Consider the following 16864-nt stretch of genomic DNA (forward strand, 5'->3'; position numbering starts at 1 on the left):
GCGGAATTGTTCTTCCAGGTAATTATTCCTGGCCTGCAGTTGTGCTACCTGGGCTTCCAGTTCCTGAATGCGTTGGTGTAATTGAGGTGTCGTCATCGGTATCTATTTTACCGCAACATGCTCTTAACTCACTGTATTTATTTAGATTATTGGGTGATCGTTAAAGTTTTTTTATGATCACCGGTTATAAGGACTTAGCAGGCATGATAGTGATAGGTTAACGCTGGATGAGCCTTATCTTGCACCAGGGGTAAGCCTTCCAACAGCCAGTTCAGTTGACGGGCAGAGATGGTCAAAGCCAGTTCGTCATCTTCAATGCCCGGCCATTGGAAGGTGCCTTTTTCTAAACGTTTGTAGTACAGCCAGAAGCCGTTATTGACCCACTGCAGAATTTTAATTTTATCGCGGCGGCGGCCACAGAACACAAAGAGTTGTTCCGAGCAGGGCTCCTGCTCCAGGTCATAGGCAACAATATTGCTCAGGCCATCAATGGCTTTGCGCATATCAGTGGGGCCACAAATCAGAGTGACCTTAAGCTGACTGGATACCGGGAACATAATGACAACTCCTGTAATTATCAGAAGATGCCAGTTTGGTGGTTCAGTTTATTGAAATGAAGGTGGGGTTTACCGGACGGTTACATATAGAGCGACTCTCTGCCAGCGATTGTGTTTGTTTGAAATCGGTACCAAAAGAAACTTTTTCCACTGCGAGTCCGCTTTCCCAAGTTTGGCTTGTAGTGTAAACCCCTGTGCTACAAGCGGCGTCAATTTAGGTTAATTCTGGCCTATTTTGATTAAAGTGGTAAATTGCAATGGGTAGGCTGAAAGCCTTTATTGATAAGGGTTTAGGTGGTTTTTGGTTAATCAGGATTATGCGGGATTTGTGAAATGGCGTCCCCACCAGGAATCGAACCTGGATCTAAGCCTTAGGAGGGCCTTGTTTTATCCATTAAACTACGGGGACTTTACTGTAGCTCAGTGACGGCAATCTGCCGACGGGCGGGCATTATTACCCAAGCCCCCCATAATTTAAAGTCCTGCTGCATACGACCGGGTAAATAATCGCCTGCATACCTCTTTTGGACAAAGTGCTTTAGCGCCGTGATACAAAGTCGTTGGGCTGGATATTTGCCAGTGGCACTCCGTTCACTGATTCCACCACAGAGGAGCTTAGCGAGATACGGGTTACCTGTACTTCCACGGGATGCACCTGATACTGGTAATGACTGTTGCCCATGGGATCGTAAAACTGATTGAGTTTAAATACCTTTAATCGATCACCCAGGCTGACGCCATGCTCTTTGCCGATATCGATGGAGAGCTGCTGGTGAGTGCTTTGCAGCACCCGGCCGTGGGCCGGTAAACAGGCGATTTCATCGTCAATACGTTGCGCCACATCGTCAAGTTGTTGCCTTATCGCCATCCCATAGCTGGATTGCCAGAAGGTATTGCTGGCCGTATCAACACTTTTATGCGGGTCAAAAGGCCAGCTAGCGCGGGTTCGAAAGGGTTTCGAGATAAGTACTTCGCCGGTCATACCATTTATCAGATGCACATCAAGAGAAAAGTTACGGCTAATTTGTGGCTCTTTCCAGAAGGCGAGCATGGAAGGTGAAGTCTGCTCGTCACTGATATCGGTAATTTCCGCCAGCAATACAAACTGACCTCCGGCTTTGCGAGCCAGGGATGTGGCCTGACGACTCAGATCATTACCGGGCGTAACATAAAAGTTCTCTACAGAGTGAATACTGGTATGTTGACTGGCAGTTGAAAACGCGCGATGCAATTGGCGTGGTAAGTCTTTACCAATATTGTAGAGTTGCCCCAGACTTGCCTGTTGCTTGTTTCTGATGGGGAACCAGGTGGTGACGAGACTCTTCTGATAATCAGAAGCCCGGCACTGGGTTTCCTGCGGGAAGATGTCAGCACGAATGGCCACGGTAACAATATCGCCCTGATAGTCTTCATTGATCAGCTCGACCTTGTTAACTTCACCACCGGATCGGACTTCGAGACGATCATCCTGTAATAATCCGTCGGCAAGGTGTTGCACACTGTTGACCCTGGCACCGGCAAACATCAGAGCTTGTTTTAGCGCTTCCTGAGTTGCCATTTTTCTGGCGTGGCGTTTATCACCGTTGTGGACAACAGCCTGGCCACTGGCTTCAAACCAGATTGCCTGAGCCTGAAAGCTGGATAACATTATAAATATCAGAACAAACAACTTATTCACAGGCATAACCTTCTATTTCCCCTGTTTGGCCCCTTGCACAAAATATACCGTTTTTAAGTTGGTTTGTTGACGCTATCCTCAGAATGGATAAAACAGGTATACAAATTGCTTACTTTTAATCAGTTGAAAAGTGAGTTCCATTATTCTTAACCAACAACATCACCAGTCCATTTTATGACTGAGATTGTTGATTTGGCTTCCGGCGAATACGCCGGTTTTATTCCGAGGTGGCAAATGAAAAGACTCTATTCCGTAATTGTGCTGGCATTTGCATTAGCCGGATGCTCGGTACTGTATGACAAGCATGTGGAGTGGGAGTATGTGGAACCCGATAACTATCCGGTTCTGACGGCCGTTGGTTATGCGCCCATTGACGAGCAGTCCGGCAACTCCGCATCATTAAAAATGCTACAAGCCGTTAAAGCGTCAAAACTGGATGCCTATCGTGAGTTGGCCGAGCAGGTGTACGGTCACAGAGTCAATGCAGAGCAATCATTGGAAAACATGCTTCTGGAGAATGAGCAACTGCAAAGTTCGGTGCAAGGCGTAATCAGAGGGGCAAGAGTACTCAGAACCTATGCGGTAGGTGATAACACCTATGCCACTGAGCTTGAGCTGGATATGCAGAAGGTGTACGACATTTATTTGTCGGTGGCCAAACCAAGACGGATTAAAGAAGTGAAATATTACTGACAAGCCGTCAGTCATCAGCTTGCAGCGATCAGATACAAAGACAAATCAGATTAAACAGGAATGTTCTGGCTGGGAAGTGGGATGTTTCTTTAAAACTAAAAACTAGGCTGTTACACCGCCGCCCTTGGGGCCGGCTTTTTTCTTTCCCGCTTTGTCATAGGTGAGGCTTTCTTTTGCTCTGACTTCCATAATCAGATTGCGCAGATGTTCGAGCCTGAGCTGGCCCTGTTCAACTGCTGTGGCATTGATTTGAGTGCGATATTGACAGTCTTCCACCAGCCGCTGGATCTTTTCTTTGGCGGCTACAAATTCAGGTTCATCAGGTGAGGTAGTGGCATAGAGGCTGGCTATTTTCTGATCCTGCTGTTGAATTTCATCCAGCAGAGTTTCTTTTTCATTGACCAGATTAATCAGAGCTTCGGCATCCCTGGAGCTTATAAGCTGTAATTCGCTGTCCAGTAATAACTGCAAATTGCTGAGCAGTTCCTGTTGATGCGTCATTGCCTCAATAATCTGGCTCATATATTCAGGACTTCACCCCGAAAAGCTCGGCTTCAAGTTTGGCAATTTTGTTCGCCAGAACTTCTGGATTCACCCGGTACTCGCCGGATTGCACTGCTTTTTTCAGGCGATCGACTTTTTCCTGACTAACAGGCGCATCAGTGCCTTTCTTTTGCATCTGTGCCAGTTGCTGAGCTGACTGGGTCAGCGACACTGAATCCTGCCTTGGAGCGGCAGCGGCCTGAGCGCTGGCTTTATCTGCCTGAGACGAGGCCTGATTCTGCGTCTGCTGGTTCAGCTTCTGGTTGTCAACCTGCGTTTTATTCAGGTTGCCGCTATTGCTGTTAATATTGTTAACTGACATGGTTAATTCCCACTACCTATTTTACCTCTGCTTTGGTTATCGGCAGGCCCTGGTACATCTTTAGCAATCTTTTACCAATATTGGCGAATATGTTAGCAAATAATTTACCAACACTCACTCTTTGCCTGTCGCTATCTTATCGGCCTTTTATACCAAGGCTTTAGATACCCACGGTGACTTCTGATGCACTGACTACTGTGGCGTCAATCTGACGTCGACTGGAAGTATTCTCTACGCGAATAGTATCACCAATATTGCCGTCCTGTTCAGCAACACCGGAGGCTTTGATCTGTAAACCAGCAACATCGGCTGAAATCACTACGCTGTCACCTTTGCAGACATAGCAAAGCAGTGAAGGCTCAATAGGTTGTCCGGCTCTCAGCCGGCGCTTGCTGCGTGCCCCGGCAAGGCTTTCGATGGTGGAATAGGTGCTGCCACGAAGCTGGTTAATATCCAGCCGGATGACCTCCAGTTGTTCTTCAGATAACAGCTCTCCCGGCGACACGGCCTGCCTGGCGACGACCACTTGTTGCATTTGCTGAACATTGACCATCACGTATAAAAACCAGTTCGAACCGGGGCAGGCCACCCGCACAGTAACATTGCTTTGAGTCAGACTATTTTCACTGGCGCTGGCTTCAAAAGGCACCTCACAGGAAGGAACCTTAATGCGCTGGTCTACTTTTCCTGCACTGACCTGCGTACTGATATTGCTGCTGTTGTCAGTGATAACCCGTGTTTTTACAAAGTCTGCAGCGATAGTCCGGATTCGCTCATGGGGTGAGTTTTTACCCTGTGCCGGGCACTGTAACGCCACAAAAAGCGTAAAAAAGGTCAGTGTTCTCAGGAAACTAGCAAAATTTTTCATATTTACTTTTTGCCAGTTTGTCTATGCTTAAGGACAAAATCTTGTAACATGGTAAAGACATAATGCTTTTTCACTCGTTCAGGATTAATGTTACCGCCACTGTTTGCGATAACGAAAAACAACGCACAGGCTTTATGTATGCCGAAATCAGTGTTCGTTGCTGTTGTCGGTTTAATCTGACGTGTATCGGGTGTCAAATTACTGTCGATACAGACTAATATTATTTAGTGGTGGCAATTTCTGTGCCTAAACTGAAATAGCTTTGGGGTGATATATGGCTGGGATCCTTGATTCGGTTAATCAACGCACACAGTTGGTCGGGCAAAACCGGCTGGAGTTACTATTATTTAAGTTGCAGGGCAATCAGCGCTTCGGAATCAATGTGTTTAAAGTGCGTGAGGTTTTACAATGCCCGCCCCTCACATCCATGCCCAGGTTAAACCCTTTCGTCAGAGGGGTTGCACACATCCGTGGTCAGACTATCTCTGTTATCGATCTGAGTATGGCGACAGGTGGCAAGATGATCGATGACGTCACCAAACGTTTTATTATTATTGCCGAATACAACAGATCGGTGCAGGGTTTTTTGGTGGGCTCGGTGGAGCGCATTATCAATATCAACTGGGATTCTATTTTACCACCGCCTAAGGGCACTGGCAGAGCCAGTTATCTTACCGCCGTTACAGAAATTGATAACGAACTGGTAGAGATTCTTGATGTAGAAAAAATTCTGAATGAAATTACGCCGCTGGGAACCGACGTCAGTGCATCGGTGACCGAAGGGTTGGATATTTCAGCGATTAAAGACAAGATTATCTATATCGCCGATGACTCATCGGTTGCCAGAAAACAGGTTATTAAGGCCCTGACCAGTCTGGGGCTCAAAATTGAGGCGGCTAAAAACGGTGCAGAGGCTCTCAAAGGGTTATTAGCCTTTGCTGAAGAAACCGGTGATGTGACCGACAAAGTCGGGGTGCTGGTGTCAGATATCGAAATGCCGGAAATGGACGGTTATACTCTGACCGCAGAAATTAAAAATAATCCTAAACTGAAAAATCTGCATGTTATCCTGCACACCTCTTTAAGTGGCGTGTTCAATCAGGCGATGGTAAAGAAAGTAGGAGCCGATGACTTTATTGCTAAATTTCACCCCGATGAACTGGCAAATTCAGTGAAGAAGTGGCTAGGTCTTGAAACATAATCAGAGTGCAGTCCGTGTCTGATAGAGAAATTGGCGATCAGGATTATCAGTTGTTCCGGGGGTACCTGGAAAAACAGTGCGGTATCGTATTGGGTGATAACAAGCAGTACCTGGTGCGTAGCCGACTCTCACCATTGTTGCGCAAATTCAATATAGAAAGCCTGCCCCAATTAGTGGGTAAAGTGGTCAACAGCCATGACAGAGGCCTGCGTGAGGCCGTGATTGATGCCATGACCACCAATGAGACACTCTGGTTTCGCGATAATTATCCCTTTGAACTGCTTAAGTCGCAGTTGCTGAGCAAGTTTCGCGGCAAAACATCGCCACTGCGGATATGGTCTGCGGCCTGCTCTTCCGGGCAGGAGCCTTATTCTATTGCGATGAGCATACAGGAATACCTGCAACGCAACCCTGGCGCGTTCCCCGGAGGAGTGCAGATACTTGGCACCGACATTTCAGTAGACATGCTGAATCGCTGTAAACTGGCCGAATACGATAATCTGTCCTTATCACGAGGATTATCAGAAGAGCGTAAGCGACAGTTTTTCCAGCCAACCGCTAACGGAACCCTCAAACTGAAACCTCAGGTTACCAATATGGTGTCATTCAGACCCATAAACCTGCTGGATTCTTATGCCTCAATGGGCAAGTTTGACCTGGTATTCTGTCGCAATGTGTTGATCTACTTTTCACCAATGAGCAAAACCAAGATACTGCAACAGATTGCCGCCAGCCTGCAAAGTGAGGGAGTATTATTCCTTGGCGCGTCGGAATCCATGTCCGGATTATCTGATGCCTTTAATATGGTGCGTTGCAGTCCCGGCCTGTATTACGTTAAAAAATAACGTTTTTTTTTATCCTCTGACAATTCCTTCCTAACGATACCAGTATATGGCACACGCCTTGCTTTGTTTTCTGCAGTGAAATTTTTTGCAGGACCAGAGCATGGCAATCAGCCTCGACAAATTGGTTGGCTTCCACCATAAGGCGCTGACCCTTCGTGATCAGAAAATGGAGACCATCGCCGGCAATATTGCCAATGCTAATACACCGGGTTACAAGGCCCGCGACATTGACTTTAAAGCCGCGATGCAGGCCGCTCAGACAGAACAAAAACAGGCTCTGAGCCGCACACATGAAAAGCATTTTAATGTGCAGATACGTAACACCCAGGACCTGTTGTACCGGGTTCCGATGCAACCGGATACCGGAGACGGCAATACGGTAGAAATGCAAAAGGAAAGAAACGAGTTTCTCGACACCGGAATGCGTTATCAGTCCGGACTGGAATTTCTTAAAGGTAAATTTAAGGGCATGAAAACCGCCCTGAAAGGAGGGCAAGCCTGATGAGTCTGTTTAATGTAATGAATATTGCCACTACCGGTATTACTGCTGAAGGCGTTCGACTCAACACTACCGCCAGTAATATTGCCAATGCGAACAGTGTCAGTAGCAGTTATGAGGACACGTACCGTGCCCGTAAGCCAGTATTCGCAGCGGCTATGGACCAGGCAATGAACAATCAGAATGCCACTCCCGGGGTTAAGGTTGAAGGCATTGTAGAGAGTAATAAGCCGCTTCAGATTGAGCATAACCCTGACCATCCCATGGCCGATGCAGAAGGTTATATCTACAAACCGAATGTGAACGTGGTGGAAGAAATGGCAGATATGCTGTCGGCGTCCAAGGCCTATGAAACCAATGTTCAGCTGGCAGATACCACCAAGCGGATTTTCCGCCGGGTGTTAATGCTTGGCCGGGCTTGATAGCAGGAGCCGATGATGGATAACGTTACCAACAACAAAGATATCCGTGACCTGTACTGGAAGGATGAGAGCAAAGTGCCTGAGCCTGATGATGGCAAACTGACACAGGAAGATTTCTTTTCTTTGCTGACAGAACAGCTGGCCATGCAGGATCCCACCAAACCGGTGGATAACGACCAGATGATCGCGCAGATGACCAATTTCACCATGGCCGACAGTCTTAACAAACTGAACGTCAACTTCGAAGATTTTGCCGCCAATATGAATTCCAGTCAGGCCCTGCAGGCCTCCAGCCTGATTGGTCAGGATGTACTGGTAATGGGTAATAAAGCGGCGCTGGGTGCCGAGGGCAATGTCTCAGGAGTGATCATCAACGAACAGTCCGTGCAGGATATGAAGATCACCATAGAAGATCAGTTTGGCCAGACAGTGAGAACCATGAATCTTGGCACGAATCCGGCCGGTAATATTGAATTCGGCTGGGATGGTACCGACAGTAACGGCAATATGTTGCCGCCCGGCAATTACAAGATTTCAGCCAGTGGCAAAGTGGGTGAGGATACCGAAGATCTGCCCACCGCCATCAATCGCCATGTTAACAGTGTCAGTCTTGCCTCGAGCAGCCAGGGCGTGATCCTGAATCTGGCCGGTGAAGAGAGCGTCAAGATTGGCGATGTGCTTCAAATTGGTAAAAGTTAATTAAGTGCCTCTGGCGCAGTTGGTTCCCGTCAGGAAACCTTATAGGAGAGAGTGACCATGTCTTTTAATATTGCTTTAAGTGGCGTTAATGCCTCACAAAAAGACCTTGATACCACGGCGAATAATATCGCCAACGTTAACACCGTGGGTTTTAAAGAGTCCCGCGCCGAATTTGTCGATGTGTATGCCGCATCGTTACTGGCGGGCGGTAAAACCAAAGTCGGTGACGGTGTACTGACCTCTGAAGTGGCTCAGCAGTTCAGCCAGGGCAGCCTGCAATTTACCAATAATGCACTGGATCTGGCGATTACCGGCAATGGTTTCTTTGCCACCATTCCTGAACAGGGCTCGCAGGATTATTCCTATACCCGGGCGGGTATGTTTAAACTCAACTCCGAAAACTTTATGGTGAACTCAAACGGCGATCATCTGATGGGCTTTCCGGTTAACCCTGATGGCTCGTCAGCCTCAGTGGCCTTAAGTACCACTCAGCCTGTACGTGTACCTGATTCATCTGGTACGCCACAGCCTACCAGTGAAGTGGATTTAAAAATGAACCTGCCGGCTAATGACGGTGCGGTTGATCCGGCAGACTTCGACCCCACCGATCCGCTGACCTATAATGCAGCCACTTCAGTGACCATTTATGACTCTTTGGGCGACAGCCATGTGCAGACTTTTTATTTTATGAAAGACTCCACCGCAGGTGTTGGTGCCAATGAATGGGTGATGGTGACCTCGGTTGATGATCAACTGGTTAACCAAACAGCGAGTGATGGAGTCACAGTTCCACCGTTGCCGCCAGCTGCTGGTGCTGCAACAAATTTTGCCGGTACTAACACAGGCAACGGTGTTACAGCTTCCAGGCTGCTGTTTTCCTCTGGCGGCGACTTTATTGGCATTGAGTCGGCCGATGGTGCAAATCAGGCGGATAATAAATTAACGACCGAAGCACTGGGTGTGGGTATTCTTACCAACGGTTCTGACCCTGCCCAGGATCTCAGTATCGATTTTAATTTAAATACTGCCACGGCAACGCCCAATGAACCCACTCAGTTTGCTGCAGGGTTTGAAGTTACTGCGCTGGAGCAGGATGGGCTGGCAGTAGGGCGTCTTACCGGTGTGGATATCGGCCCCGACGGATTAGTAAGGGCGACCTATTCTAATGGTACTTCCGAGCCCCTTAGCCGGGTGGCGCTGGTGCGGTTTGCTAATGATCAGGGTCTGACCCAAATGGGTAATTCTCAGTGGCAGGAGAGTATTCTGTCCGGTGAGGCGCTGGCCGGTGAAGCTACTACCGGCACCTTTGGTGAGATTAATTCTTCGGCACTGGAGCAGGCCAACGTTAACCTGACCACAGAGCTAATCGATATGATTATCGCCCAGCGTAACTTTCAGGCCAACTCCAGAGCCCTGGAAGTGAATAATCAGCTGAATCAGACCGTACTGAATATCAGGTAGTAAACAGTTAGGAGAGAAGCGTAAGGGGTGAGGAGGGAAACCATTTCACCCTTTTTTTGTGCTCTTTTTGTAGTAAATATTGCTCTTCTAAAAGGTCACTGGATGCCCGACAACAGCACTCGGGCATGACAGACTGTCGTTCCCGCGGCAGTTGGCGGGAACCCAGTGTCTTCTCGGCCTCTGGGTCATCCTGAGCCTGCCTCAGGATCTTTTTCAGCGCGCAGGGAGATAGATTGCCCTTCACAGTCGCCGCCAAAAACCGTCATATGAGAGAGTGATACTTAGACTTAATCGATAACTTTCTGTAAAAGCTGACCTGTATGGACAAAGGTATATTAAGGTAGTTGTTTGTATAGAAAGGGATACTTGTATTATTAAATGGTTCTGGCCAGTATGAAATCGTTAAATGGGCTAAACTATTTTAGGCCAGTTAACATAGTCGCACTAAGGATGGTACCGATGGAATCCATCTTTGGCGTCCAGCCAAGTTCCAACTACAAGGAATATAAGTAATGAGACACTTCTTTAAGATTTTTATATCGCTATTATTCATACAATTAAACTATTCGCCTTTGGCTTGGGCAATTGAGCCAGAAGGGTTGGCATTTCAAGCCAATACGACCACGGTCTACAGACAGGAACATCCTGCAGTAGGATCCCTAACTGGTGGGGGCTTTGTTGTTGTGTGGGAGTCAGATAATCAGGATGGCTCGGAAGATGGTATTTATGCTCAACAATACAGCGCCGGTGGTGTACCTGTTGGCTCAGAATTTCGGGTAAATACTCATACTGATCAGTACCAACAGAAACCCGCAGTAGTTGGCCTTGATGATGGGGGCTATATAGTTGTATGGTCGAGCTCAGGAACATACTCAGGGGTTTATGGTCAGCGTTATGATGCCAGCGGTACTCCAGTTGGGGCACAGTTTATGGTGCATACGCAGTGGGGGCAATCCGGTAACGGTAGTGATCCTGCCATTGCCTCACTTAAAGATGGTGGCTTTGTGGTTACCTGGTCTGGGGTACACTACGATGGTTCTGTAAATGCGGTAGTAGGACGACGTTTTCAAGCTAACGGGGATCCCATTAGCGGGGAGTTTGTAATAAACACGTATACCCACAATAATCAGTATAGGTCATCGGTATCAGCATTAAATGATGGTGGATTTGCAGTGGTTTGGGAGTCTGCGTATCAGGATGGTTCATCATCTGGCGTTTATGGTCAACTTTATGACGCAACAAATAATCCAGTGGGTGAAGAGTTCAGAGTTAATACCGATACCTATGCAAGCCAAGGCTTTCCGAGTATATCAACCTTAGAGAATGGCGAAATTGTAGTTATATATGAATCATCGGCACACGACACTACGGGCGTTTATCTTCAGTCTTATGATTATGATGGGGAACCAATAGGTGTAGAAACGCGTATCAATGCTCCTGATGAGAGGGGGTCTATGTCTTCAGTAGCTAGCTTAGAAGATGGTGGCTTTTTTGTTGGCTGGACTTATATGTCTGACGATGGAACAGAAATTGGACTAAGAGGGCAAAAGTTCTCCGCATTTTTTGAACCTGTGGGAGAGGAACTTAATATTGCACCAACTGACCAACTATCGAAGAGGAATGGAAATGTTGCAGCCCTTATGGATGGCGGGTTTTTGGTGGTATGGGCAATAACTTACACTAATCAACAAGGAATTACTGATCGTGAAATTTTTGGCCAAAGGTACAATCAATTTAGCGAACCTGTAGAGCTATTAGTTCCTGATGTAAATCTCAATTTTACTAAGACACTTTCCGTAATTCATGATCAAGATAGCGATGGTAACGCGGATAAAGCTGTAGTGTTTGTACCTCAAGTCTATGACTATCGCTTATCATTGGATGATCTTAACGGCAATTTGATTGACGATGAAGTTCGGGTCACGGACACGTTCGACGGTTGGTCTATGGTTTATGCCACTCCCTCTATAGGTGCTGCTGTTGTTGAGGTAGTTGATGGCAAAACGCAACTGGTGTGGGACTTACTGGGGCTGGATATCAACACACAAGGAAATGCCTTTGTGGATATCCGAGTTCAGGAGAGTTGTGGCGCCAAATACATCGGTGGTGAGGCGATGTTTCAGCGTAAACCAGATACAGTCGGCCACTTCATTACAGAAGATGTCGAACGTCCTAAGTTATGTGTGGTTAGACTATTCGATGCCAATAATGACGGCACAGTAAAATTAGACGGCACTGGTGATGAAAATGATAACGGCATCAGTGATTATGTTGAAGCCTGCGAAATGAGCCAGGATCCTTGCTTATAATAAAAACAATGTTTGAGTAAAAATAACAGGGTGAGGTGGGATACCATCTCACCCCTTTTTTTTGCTCTTCTCTGCGGCCTCTGCGTCTTTGCGAGACCAAAGAGAAAAGACTAATGATCTCGCAGAGGCGCCAAGACGCAGAGGATTAAAAGAGGTTAAAGTTCAAATCTCTGCGATCTCAGCGTCTCTGCGGTGAATAGCTTTTTGTACTGTTGTGTGATGGCAAACAGAGAGTTGGTTTTCTATTCATCATTCGCAAGTCCCCCAACCTGGCACCCAACTTGCAGTATTAACTGCAAGGTTTAACAGTCAAGAAAGTGTCATGGACAAGTTGCTCTATATCGCGGCCAGCGGCGCCAAGCAGGATTTGTTGGGCACCGCGGTACGCGCCAATAATCTGGCAAACGCCCAGACCACAGGATTCAAGGCTCAGCTTCAACAGGCCAGAGCCATGCCCGCCTTTGGAGAAGGAATGCCGAGCCGGGTTTTCGCCATGACGGAAAGTCCGAGCCATAAATACGAAAACGGCGCTATGATTCAGACCGGTCGCGAACTGGATGTTGCCATTCAGGGCCGGGGCTGGCTGAGTGTTCAGGATGCTCAGGGCAATGAAGCGTACACCCGTGCAGGTAACCTGCAGGTGGGTGCTGATGGCTTGCTGGAAGATGGCCATGGCAATCTGGTGATCGGTGATGCAGGCCCGATAGCTTTGCCTCTGCCACTTTCAAAAATCGATATCGCTGCCGATGGCACGCTTTCCATCAGGCCTCAGGGTGCCCCGGCTGAAGTGCTTGCAGAAGTGGGGCAGTTAAAACTGGTTAACCCACAACTGGATCAAATGCAAAAGGGCACCGATGGCTTATTCCGACTTAAAGACGGCACGGCGGCTGCCCAGGACATCGATGTCAGGTTGATGAATGGCATGCTTGAAGGCAGCAATGTTAATCCAATTGAAGAAATGGTCAGCATGATCGAGCTGCAGCGTCATTATGAACTGCAGGTGAAAATGATGAAAAAAGCTGACGAGCTGGATATGCGCGGCAATATGCTGTTACGCATCATCTGATTGAAGTTTGAACGATTAGTGGAGACAAATTATGCACCCGGCATTGTGGATCAGTAAAACCGGCCTGGATGCGGCCCAGACCGATGTATCGGTGGTTTCCAACAACCTGGCGAACGCCAGTACCGTTGGCTTTAAGAAAAGCCGCGCTATTTTTGAAGACTTGTTGTATCAGAATATTAATCAGCCAGGCGGGCGCTCATCTGCTGATACCGAAATGCCTTCCGGGTTGATGTTGGGCGCCGGCTCTAAAGTCGTGGCGACGCAGAAAGCCTTTACACAGGGCAACCTGTTAACCACCGAGAACGCACTGGATCTTTCTATTCAGGGGCGGGGCTTCTTCGAAATTCTGCAGCCTGATGGCACCCTTGCCTATACCCGTAATGGGCAGTTTACCCTTAATGAAGATGGCGAAATGGTCACACCCGGTGCCGGATTCCAGCTACAGCCCGCGATTGCGGTGCCTGAAGATGCCCAGCAGATCACTATCTCACAGGATGGTGAAGTGTCTGCCACGATTCGTGGGCAGGCAGAGCCTGTAGTGCTGGGGCAGCTAAACCTGACCGACTTTATTAATCCCACCGGATTACAACCTATCGGCCAGAACCTGTATGTGGAAACCGCTGTCAGTGGTGCGCCATTGCAGGGCGTTCCGGGGCTGGAAGGACTCGGTTCACTGAATCAGGGTTCACTGGAGACCTCTAACGTGAACGTGACCGAGGAATTGGTCAATCTGATCGAGAGTCAGCGACTGTATGAGATGAATTCAAAAGTGATTTCCTCAGTGGATCAGATGCTGGGGCAGGTCATCCAGCAGCTTTAATCAATGGGTAATATCATGAAAGTGCTTGTTTTGTTCGTTATTTTGTTGGGGCTTAGTGGCTGTGCCAGTACCCCGCCAAGAGGACCCGCACCCGGCGATCCGTTCTTTGCGCCGGTGATGCCTGATGCGCCGGAAGAAAAGCTCGAAGAAGACGGCTCCATATATAAACAAAACTTTGCCAACAGCCTGTATTCCGATGTTAAAGCCCGGCGCGTGGGTGACATTATTACGGTGGCGCTGCGGGAAAATACCAATGCCAGTAAATCTGCCGGCACCAATACCAGCAAGGAATCTGAAGTAGATGTCTTGCCGATCACAGGCCTGGGCGGCAATAACATTAATATTGGTGGTCAGTCAGTGCAGTTTGGCCTGGACTCATCCAATGAATTTTCCGGTAACGCCACGGCTAATCAGAGCAACAGCCTGAATGGGAATATCTCGGTGACTGTGACCCGGGTGTTACCCAACCAGAACCTGGCGGTGCGGGGCGAAAAGTGGCTGACACTGAATAACGGTGATGAATATATCCGCCTGACGGGTATCGTGCGTGCTGCTGACATCAGTCCTGAAAACCAGGTGGACTCCTCAAAAATTGCTAATGCCCGTATTCAGTACAGCGGTACAGGTAGCTTTGCCCGGGCTCAGGAAAAAGGCTGGCTGACCCGTTTCTTTTCATCCCAGTGGTGGCCTTTCTAGGAGTTGATATGCGTACTTTAGTCCTGTTACTAAGTGTGGTGCTGTCTGCCTCTCCTGTGGTGGAGGCGGCTCAGAGAATCAAAGATCTGGCTTCCATTCAGGGGGTGCGCAGCAATCAGTTGGTGGGTTATGGACTCGTGGTGGGGTTACCGGGAACCGGTGAGCAGAGCCCGTTTACCGAGCAAAGCTTCAGAACCATGTTGTCCAATTTCGGCATCATGATGCCGAGTGATCTGAAACCAAAAATCAAAAATGTGGCTGCAGTTGCAGTACATGCGGAGCTGCCACCATTCATCAAGCCCGGACAGACGATCGATGTCACTGTGTCTTCTATCGGTGAGGCCGACAGTCTGCGCGGTGGAACCCTACTACAGACCTTTCTTAAGGGGCTGGATGGCAATGTGTATGCCGTAGCTCAGGGGAGTATGGTGGTCAGCGGCTTTGGTGCACAGGGCGCAGACGGATCCAGAATCGTGTCGAATACCCCTACTGTGGGCAGCATTGTTAATGGTGCAATTGTAGAGCGGGCGGTGCCCAGTGGTCTGATGCAGAACGACTATCTGACCCTGAATCTTAATTATCCTGATTTTTCTACGGCGCAGGCCCTGGCCGATGCAATCAATGAACAACTGGGAGCCGATCCGACGAAAGGACAGGCTGTTGCAACCCCTATTGATGCCGCTTCAGTCAGAGTCTCAGCCCCGCGTGATGTAGGCCAGCGTGTCGGTTTTCTGGCCACGCTGGAAAATTTCGAGTTTGAACCGGCTGAAGCGTCCGCCAGGGTTATCGTTAACAGCCGCACCGGAACTATTGTAATAGGGGAAAATGTCCGGCTCAGACCCGCAGCCATTACCCATGGCGGTTTGACGGTGACAATTTCAGAAAATTTTCAGGTGGATCAGCCCAACGCACTTGCTGAGGGTGAGACTGTAGTAACGCCGCGCTCAATTGTCGATGTGGATATGGAAGACAGTCGAATGTTCAAATTTGAGCCCGGTGTGACGCTGGACCAACTGGTGCGGGCGGTGAATGAAGTCGGTGCTGCGCCAGGCGATCTGATGGCGATCCTGGAAGCCCTGCGAAAAGCCGGTGCGTTACAGGGCCAGTTGATTGTGATTTGAGTCTGAGAGTGGATTATGGAACAGCGCTATTCAATTGAGCAACTTCAGCAGTCCAGAAATGTTCATGACTTAAAAGGTCTGGATACGCTGCGAAAGGCGGCAGTTTCCGGTGATAAAAATGCACTGGAGGAAGCGGCAAAGCAGTTCGAAGGAATTTTTGTCCGCATGATGCTCAAATCTATGCGTGATGCTCAGGATGTTCTCTCTGATGAAGACAGCCCGTTTAATTCTGAGCAGGTGAAATTCTACCGCGATATGCATGATCAGCAACTGGCTACCGATATCAGTGCGTCTGGCACCATGGGCCTGGCCGATCTGATCATTAAGCAACTGGGGCAGAATGTTGAAGGGTATCAGCCTGCACAGCTCTTGCGAAACGATGGCAATTTGTCATCTATTAACCGCCAACGCCTGCAAAATACTGACACAGCACAGCAACAGGTGTTGGGGGGCGATTCCATAACGGGTAATAAGTTGCCGGGCTTTAATGATGCTAAGGCCTTCGTTGACAGTTTATTGCCGCACGCCCAGCGAATTGGCGGGCAGATCGGACTGGATGGCCGGGCCCTGGTGGCCCAGGCTGCTCTGGAAACAGGATGGGGACAGCAAATGATACATCTTCCCTCGGGTCAGAACAGTCACAACCTGTTTGGTATCAAAGCGTCGAAGGGATGGCAGGGAGACAAGGCACTGGTTGATACGCTGGAATACCGGGACGGGTTGCCTAAATCTGAAAAAGCCCCCTTCAGAGCTTATGAGTCTTTTGCTGATTCGATGCAGGACTATGTGGATTTTGTACGAGACAACCCCAGGTATGCTCAGGCCATGCAAAAAACCGATGACCCTGAAACCTACTTCAGGACCCTGCAACAATCTGGTTACGCCACAGACCCTCAGTATGCCGATAAGGTACTCAAATTACTGAACGGTGATTTGCTTGGTCAAAGCCACCAGGCGCAGAATTTGCATTCCGATACTGACCAGGCTGCCGTTACAGATACCAGTCAGCATCAAAGAACTGGTTTCAGTGCAGGCAATGAGTGACAGGTACCAGACCTGTGACC

The 16864-nt window shown here is 48.5% G+C and carries 18 protein-coding genes and 1 tRNA gene; 13 read left to right on the forward strand and 6 right to left on the reverse strand.

Translation table 11 applies throughout. The features are described from left to right. Window positions 1–194: 194 nt before the first annotated feature. From tnpB to CDA54_RS17070, 3 genes are all read right to left on the reverse strand, one after another. A complete protein-coding gene (tnpB, locus tag CDA54_RS17060) occupies window positions 195–557 on the reverse strand; it encodes an IS66 family insertion sequence element accessory protein TnpB (protein WP_099036254.1) in 363 nt (120 codons plus the stop codon). A 334-nt stretch (window positions 558–891) separates the two neighbouring features. Further along, window positions 892–966 (reverse strand) — tRNA-Arg (locus CDA54_RS17065). A 129-nt stretch (window positions 967–1095) separates the two neighbouring features. Next, window positions 1096–2235 carry a flagellar assembly protein T N-terminal domain-containing protein gene (locus tag CDA54_RS17070; protein WP_180237266.1) on the reverse strand — a complete coding sequence of 380 codons (1140 nt, stop codon included), beginning with the start codon at window positions 2233–2235 and terminating at the stop codon, window positions 1096–1098. A gap of 234 nt (window positions 2236–2469) precedes the next feature. On the opposite strand from CDA54_RS17070, the gene CDA54_RS17075 reads away from it, so the two are divergent. After that, window positions 2470–2928, forward strand: coding sequence for an LPP20 family lipoprotein (locus tag CDA54_RS17075; RefSeq protein ID WP_099036307.1), 459 nt, complete (start codon window positions 2470–2472; stop codon window positions 2926–2928). 102 nt (window positions 2929–3030) lie between these two features. Here the strand turns inward: CDA54_RS17075 and flgN are convergent, their stop codons facing one another. From flgN to flgA, 3 genes are all read right to left on the reverse strand, one after another. Continuing rightward, window positions 3031–3450: a flagellar export chaperone FlgN gene (gene flgN, locus CDA54_RS17080; protein ID WP_099036256.1), complete on the reverse strand. Its 420-nt coding sequence runs from the start codon at window positions 3448–3450 to the stop codon at window positions 3031–3033. Window positions 3451–3454: 4 nt separating this feature from the next. Next, complete coding sequence (gene flgM / locus CDA54_RS17085) at window positions 3455–3793, reverse strand: flagellar biosynthesis anti-sigma factor FlgM (protein WP_099036257.1); 339 nt, start codon at window positions 3791–3793, stop codon at window positions 3455–3457. A 160-nt stretch (window positions 3794–3953) separates the two neighbouring features. Continuing rightward, window positions 3954–4661 carry a flagellar basal body P-ring formation chaperone FlgA gene (flgA, locus tag CDA54_RS17090; RefSeq protein ID WP_099036258.1) on the reverse strand — a complete coding sequence of 236 codons (708 nt, stop codon included), beginning with the start codon at window positions 4659–4661 and terminating at the stop codon, window positions 3954–3956. A 274-nt stretch (window positions 4662–4935) separates the two neighbouring features. Here flgA and CDA54_RS17095 point away from each other — a divergent pair, with 274 nt between their 5' ends. From CDA54_RS17095 to flgJ, 12 genes are all read left to right on the forward strand, one after another. Beyond that, window positions 4936–5862 (forward strand): chemotaxis protein CheV, encoded by a 927-nt coding sequence (locus tag CDA54_RS17095; protein WP_099036259.1) that lies wholly within the window; start codon window positions 4936–4938, stop codon window positions 5860–5862. 14 nt (window positions 5863–5876) lie between these two features. Further along, window positions 5877–6707: a CheR family methyltransferase gene (locus CDA54_RS17100; protein ID WP_099036308.1), complete on the forward strand. Its 831-nt coding sequence runs from the start codon at window positions 5877–5879 to the stop codon at window positions 6705–6707. Window positions 6708–6807: 100 nt separating this feature from the next. Next, entirely contained in the window at window positions 6808–7209 is a 402-nt protein-coding gene (gene flgB / locus CDA54_RS17105) for a flagellar basal body rod protein FlgB (protein WP_099036260.1), read from the forward strand. Continuing rightward, window positions 7209–7628, forward strand: a complete 420-nt coding sequence (flgC, locus tag CDA54_RS17110; protein WP_099036261.1) for a flagellar basal body rod protein FlgC — start codon at window positions 7209–7211, stop codon at window positions 7626–7628. The genes flgB and flgC overlap by 1 nt, the downstream gene beginning before the upstream one ends. A 15-nt stretch (window positions 7629–7643) precedes the next feature. After that, window positions 7644–8327: a flagellar hook assembly protein FlgD gene (locus tag CDA54_RS17115; RefSeq protein WP_099036262.1), complete on the forward strand. Its 684-nt coding sequence runs from the start codon at window positions 7644–7646 to the stop codon at window positions 8325–8327. 57 nt (window positions 8328–8384) lie between these two features. Then, window positions 8385–9788 (forward strand): flagellar hook protein FlgE, encoded by a 1404-nt coding sequence (gene flgE / locus CDA54_RS17120; protein WP_099036263.1) that lies wholly within the window; start codon window positions 8385–8387, stop codon window positions 9786–9788. Between the two features lie 512 nt (window positions 9789–10300). After that, entirely contained in the window at window positions 10301–12097 is a 1797-nt protein-coding gene (locus CDA54_RS17125; protein WP_099036264.1) for a hypothetical protein, read from the forward strand. 322 nt (window positions 12098–12419) lie between these two features. Continuing rightward, a complete protein-coding gene (gene flgF / locus CDA54_RS17130; RefSeq protein WP_099036265.1) occupies window positions 12420–13163 on the forward strand; it encodes a flagellar basal-body rod protein FlgF in 744 nt (247 codons plus the stop codon). Between the two features lie 31 nt (window positions 13164–13194). Continuing rightward, the gene (gene flgG, locus CDA54_RS17135; RefSeq protein WP_099036266.1) at window positions 13195–13983 is read left to right on the forward strand and encodes a flagellar basal-body rod protein FlgG; all 789 of its coding nucleotides are present in this window, start codon (window positions 13195–13197) and stop codon (window positions 13981–13983) included. Between the two features lie 15 nt (window positions 13984–13998). After that, entirely contained in the window at window positions 13999–14679 is a 681-nt protein-coding gene (flgH, locus tag CDA54_RS17140) for a flagellar basal body L-ring protein FlgH (protein WP_099036309.1), read from the forward strand. Between the two features lie 8 nt (window positions 14680–14687). Beyond that, window positions 14688–15800: a flagellar basal body P-ring protein FlgI gene (locus CDA54_RS17145; protein WP_099036267.1), complete on the forward strand. Its 1113-nt coding sequence runs from the start codon at window positions 14688–14690 to the stop codon at window positions 15798–15800. 15 nt (window positions 15801–15815) lie between these two features. After that, entirely contained in the window at window positions 15816–16844 is a 1029-nt protein-coding gene (gene flgJ, locus CDA54_RS17150) for a flagellar assembly peptidoglycan hydrolase FlgJ (RefSeq protein ID WP_099036268.1), read from the forward strand. The last annotated feature ends 20 nt before the right edge of the window (window positions 16845–16864 follow it).

It is taken from the genome of Lacimicrobium alkaliphilum, from assembly GCF_002591895.1.
Classification (GTDB): Bacteria; Pseudomonadota; Gammaproteobacteria; order Enterobacterales; family Alteromonadaceae; genus Lacimicrobium; species Lacimicrobium alkaliphilum.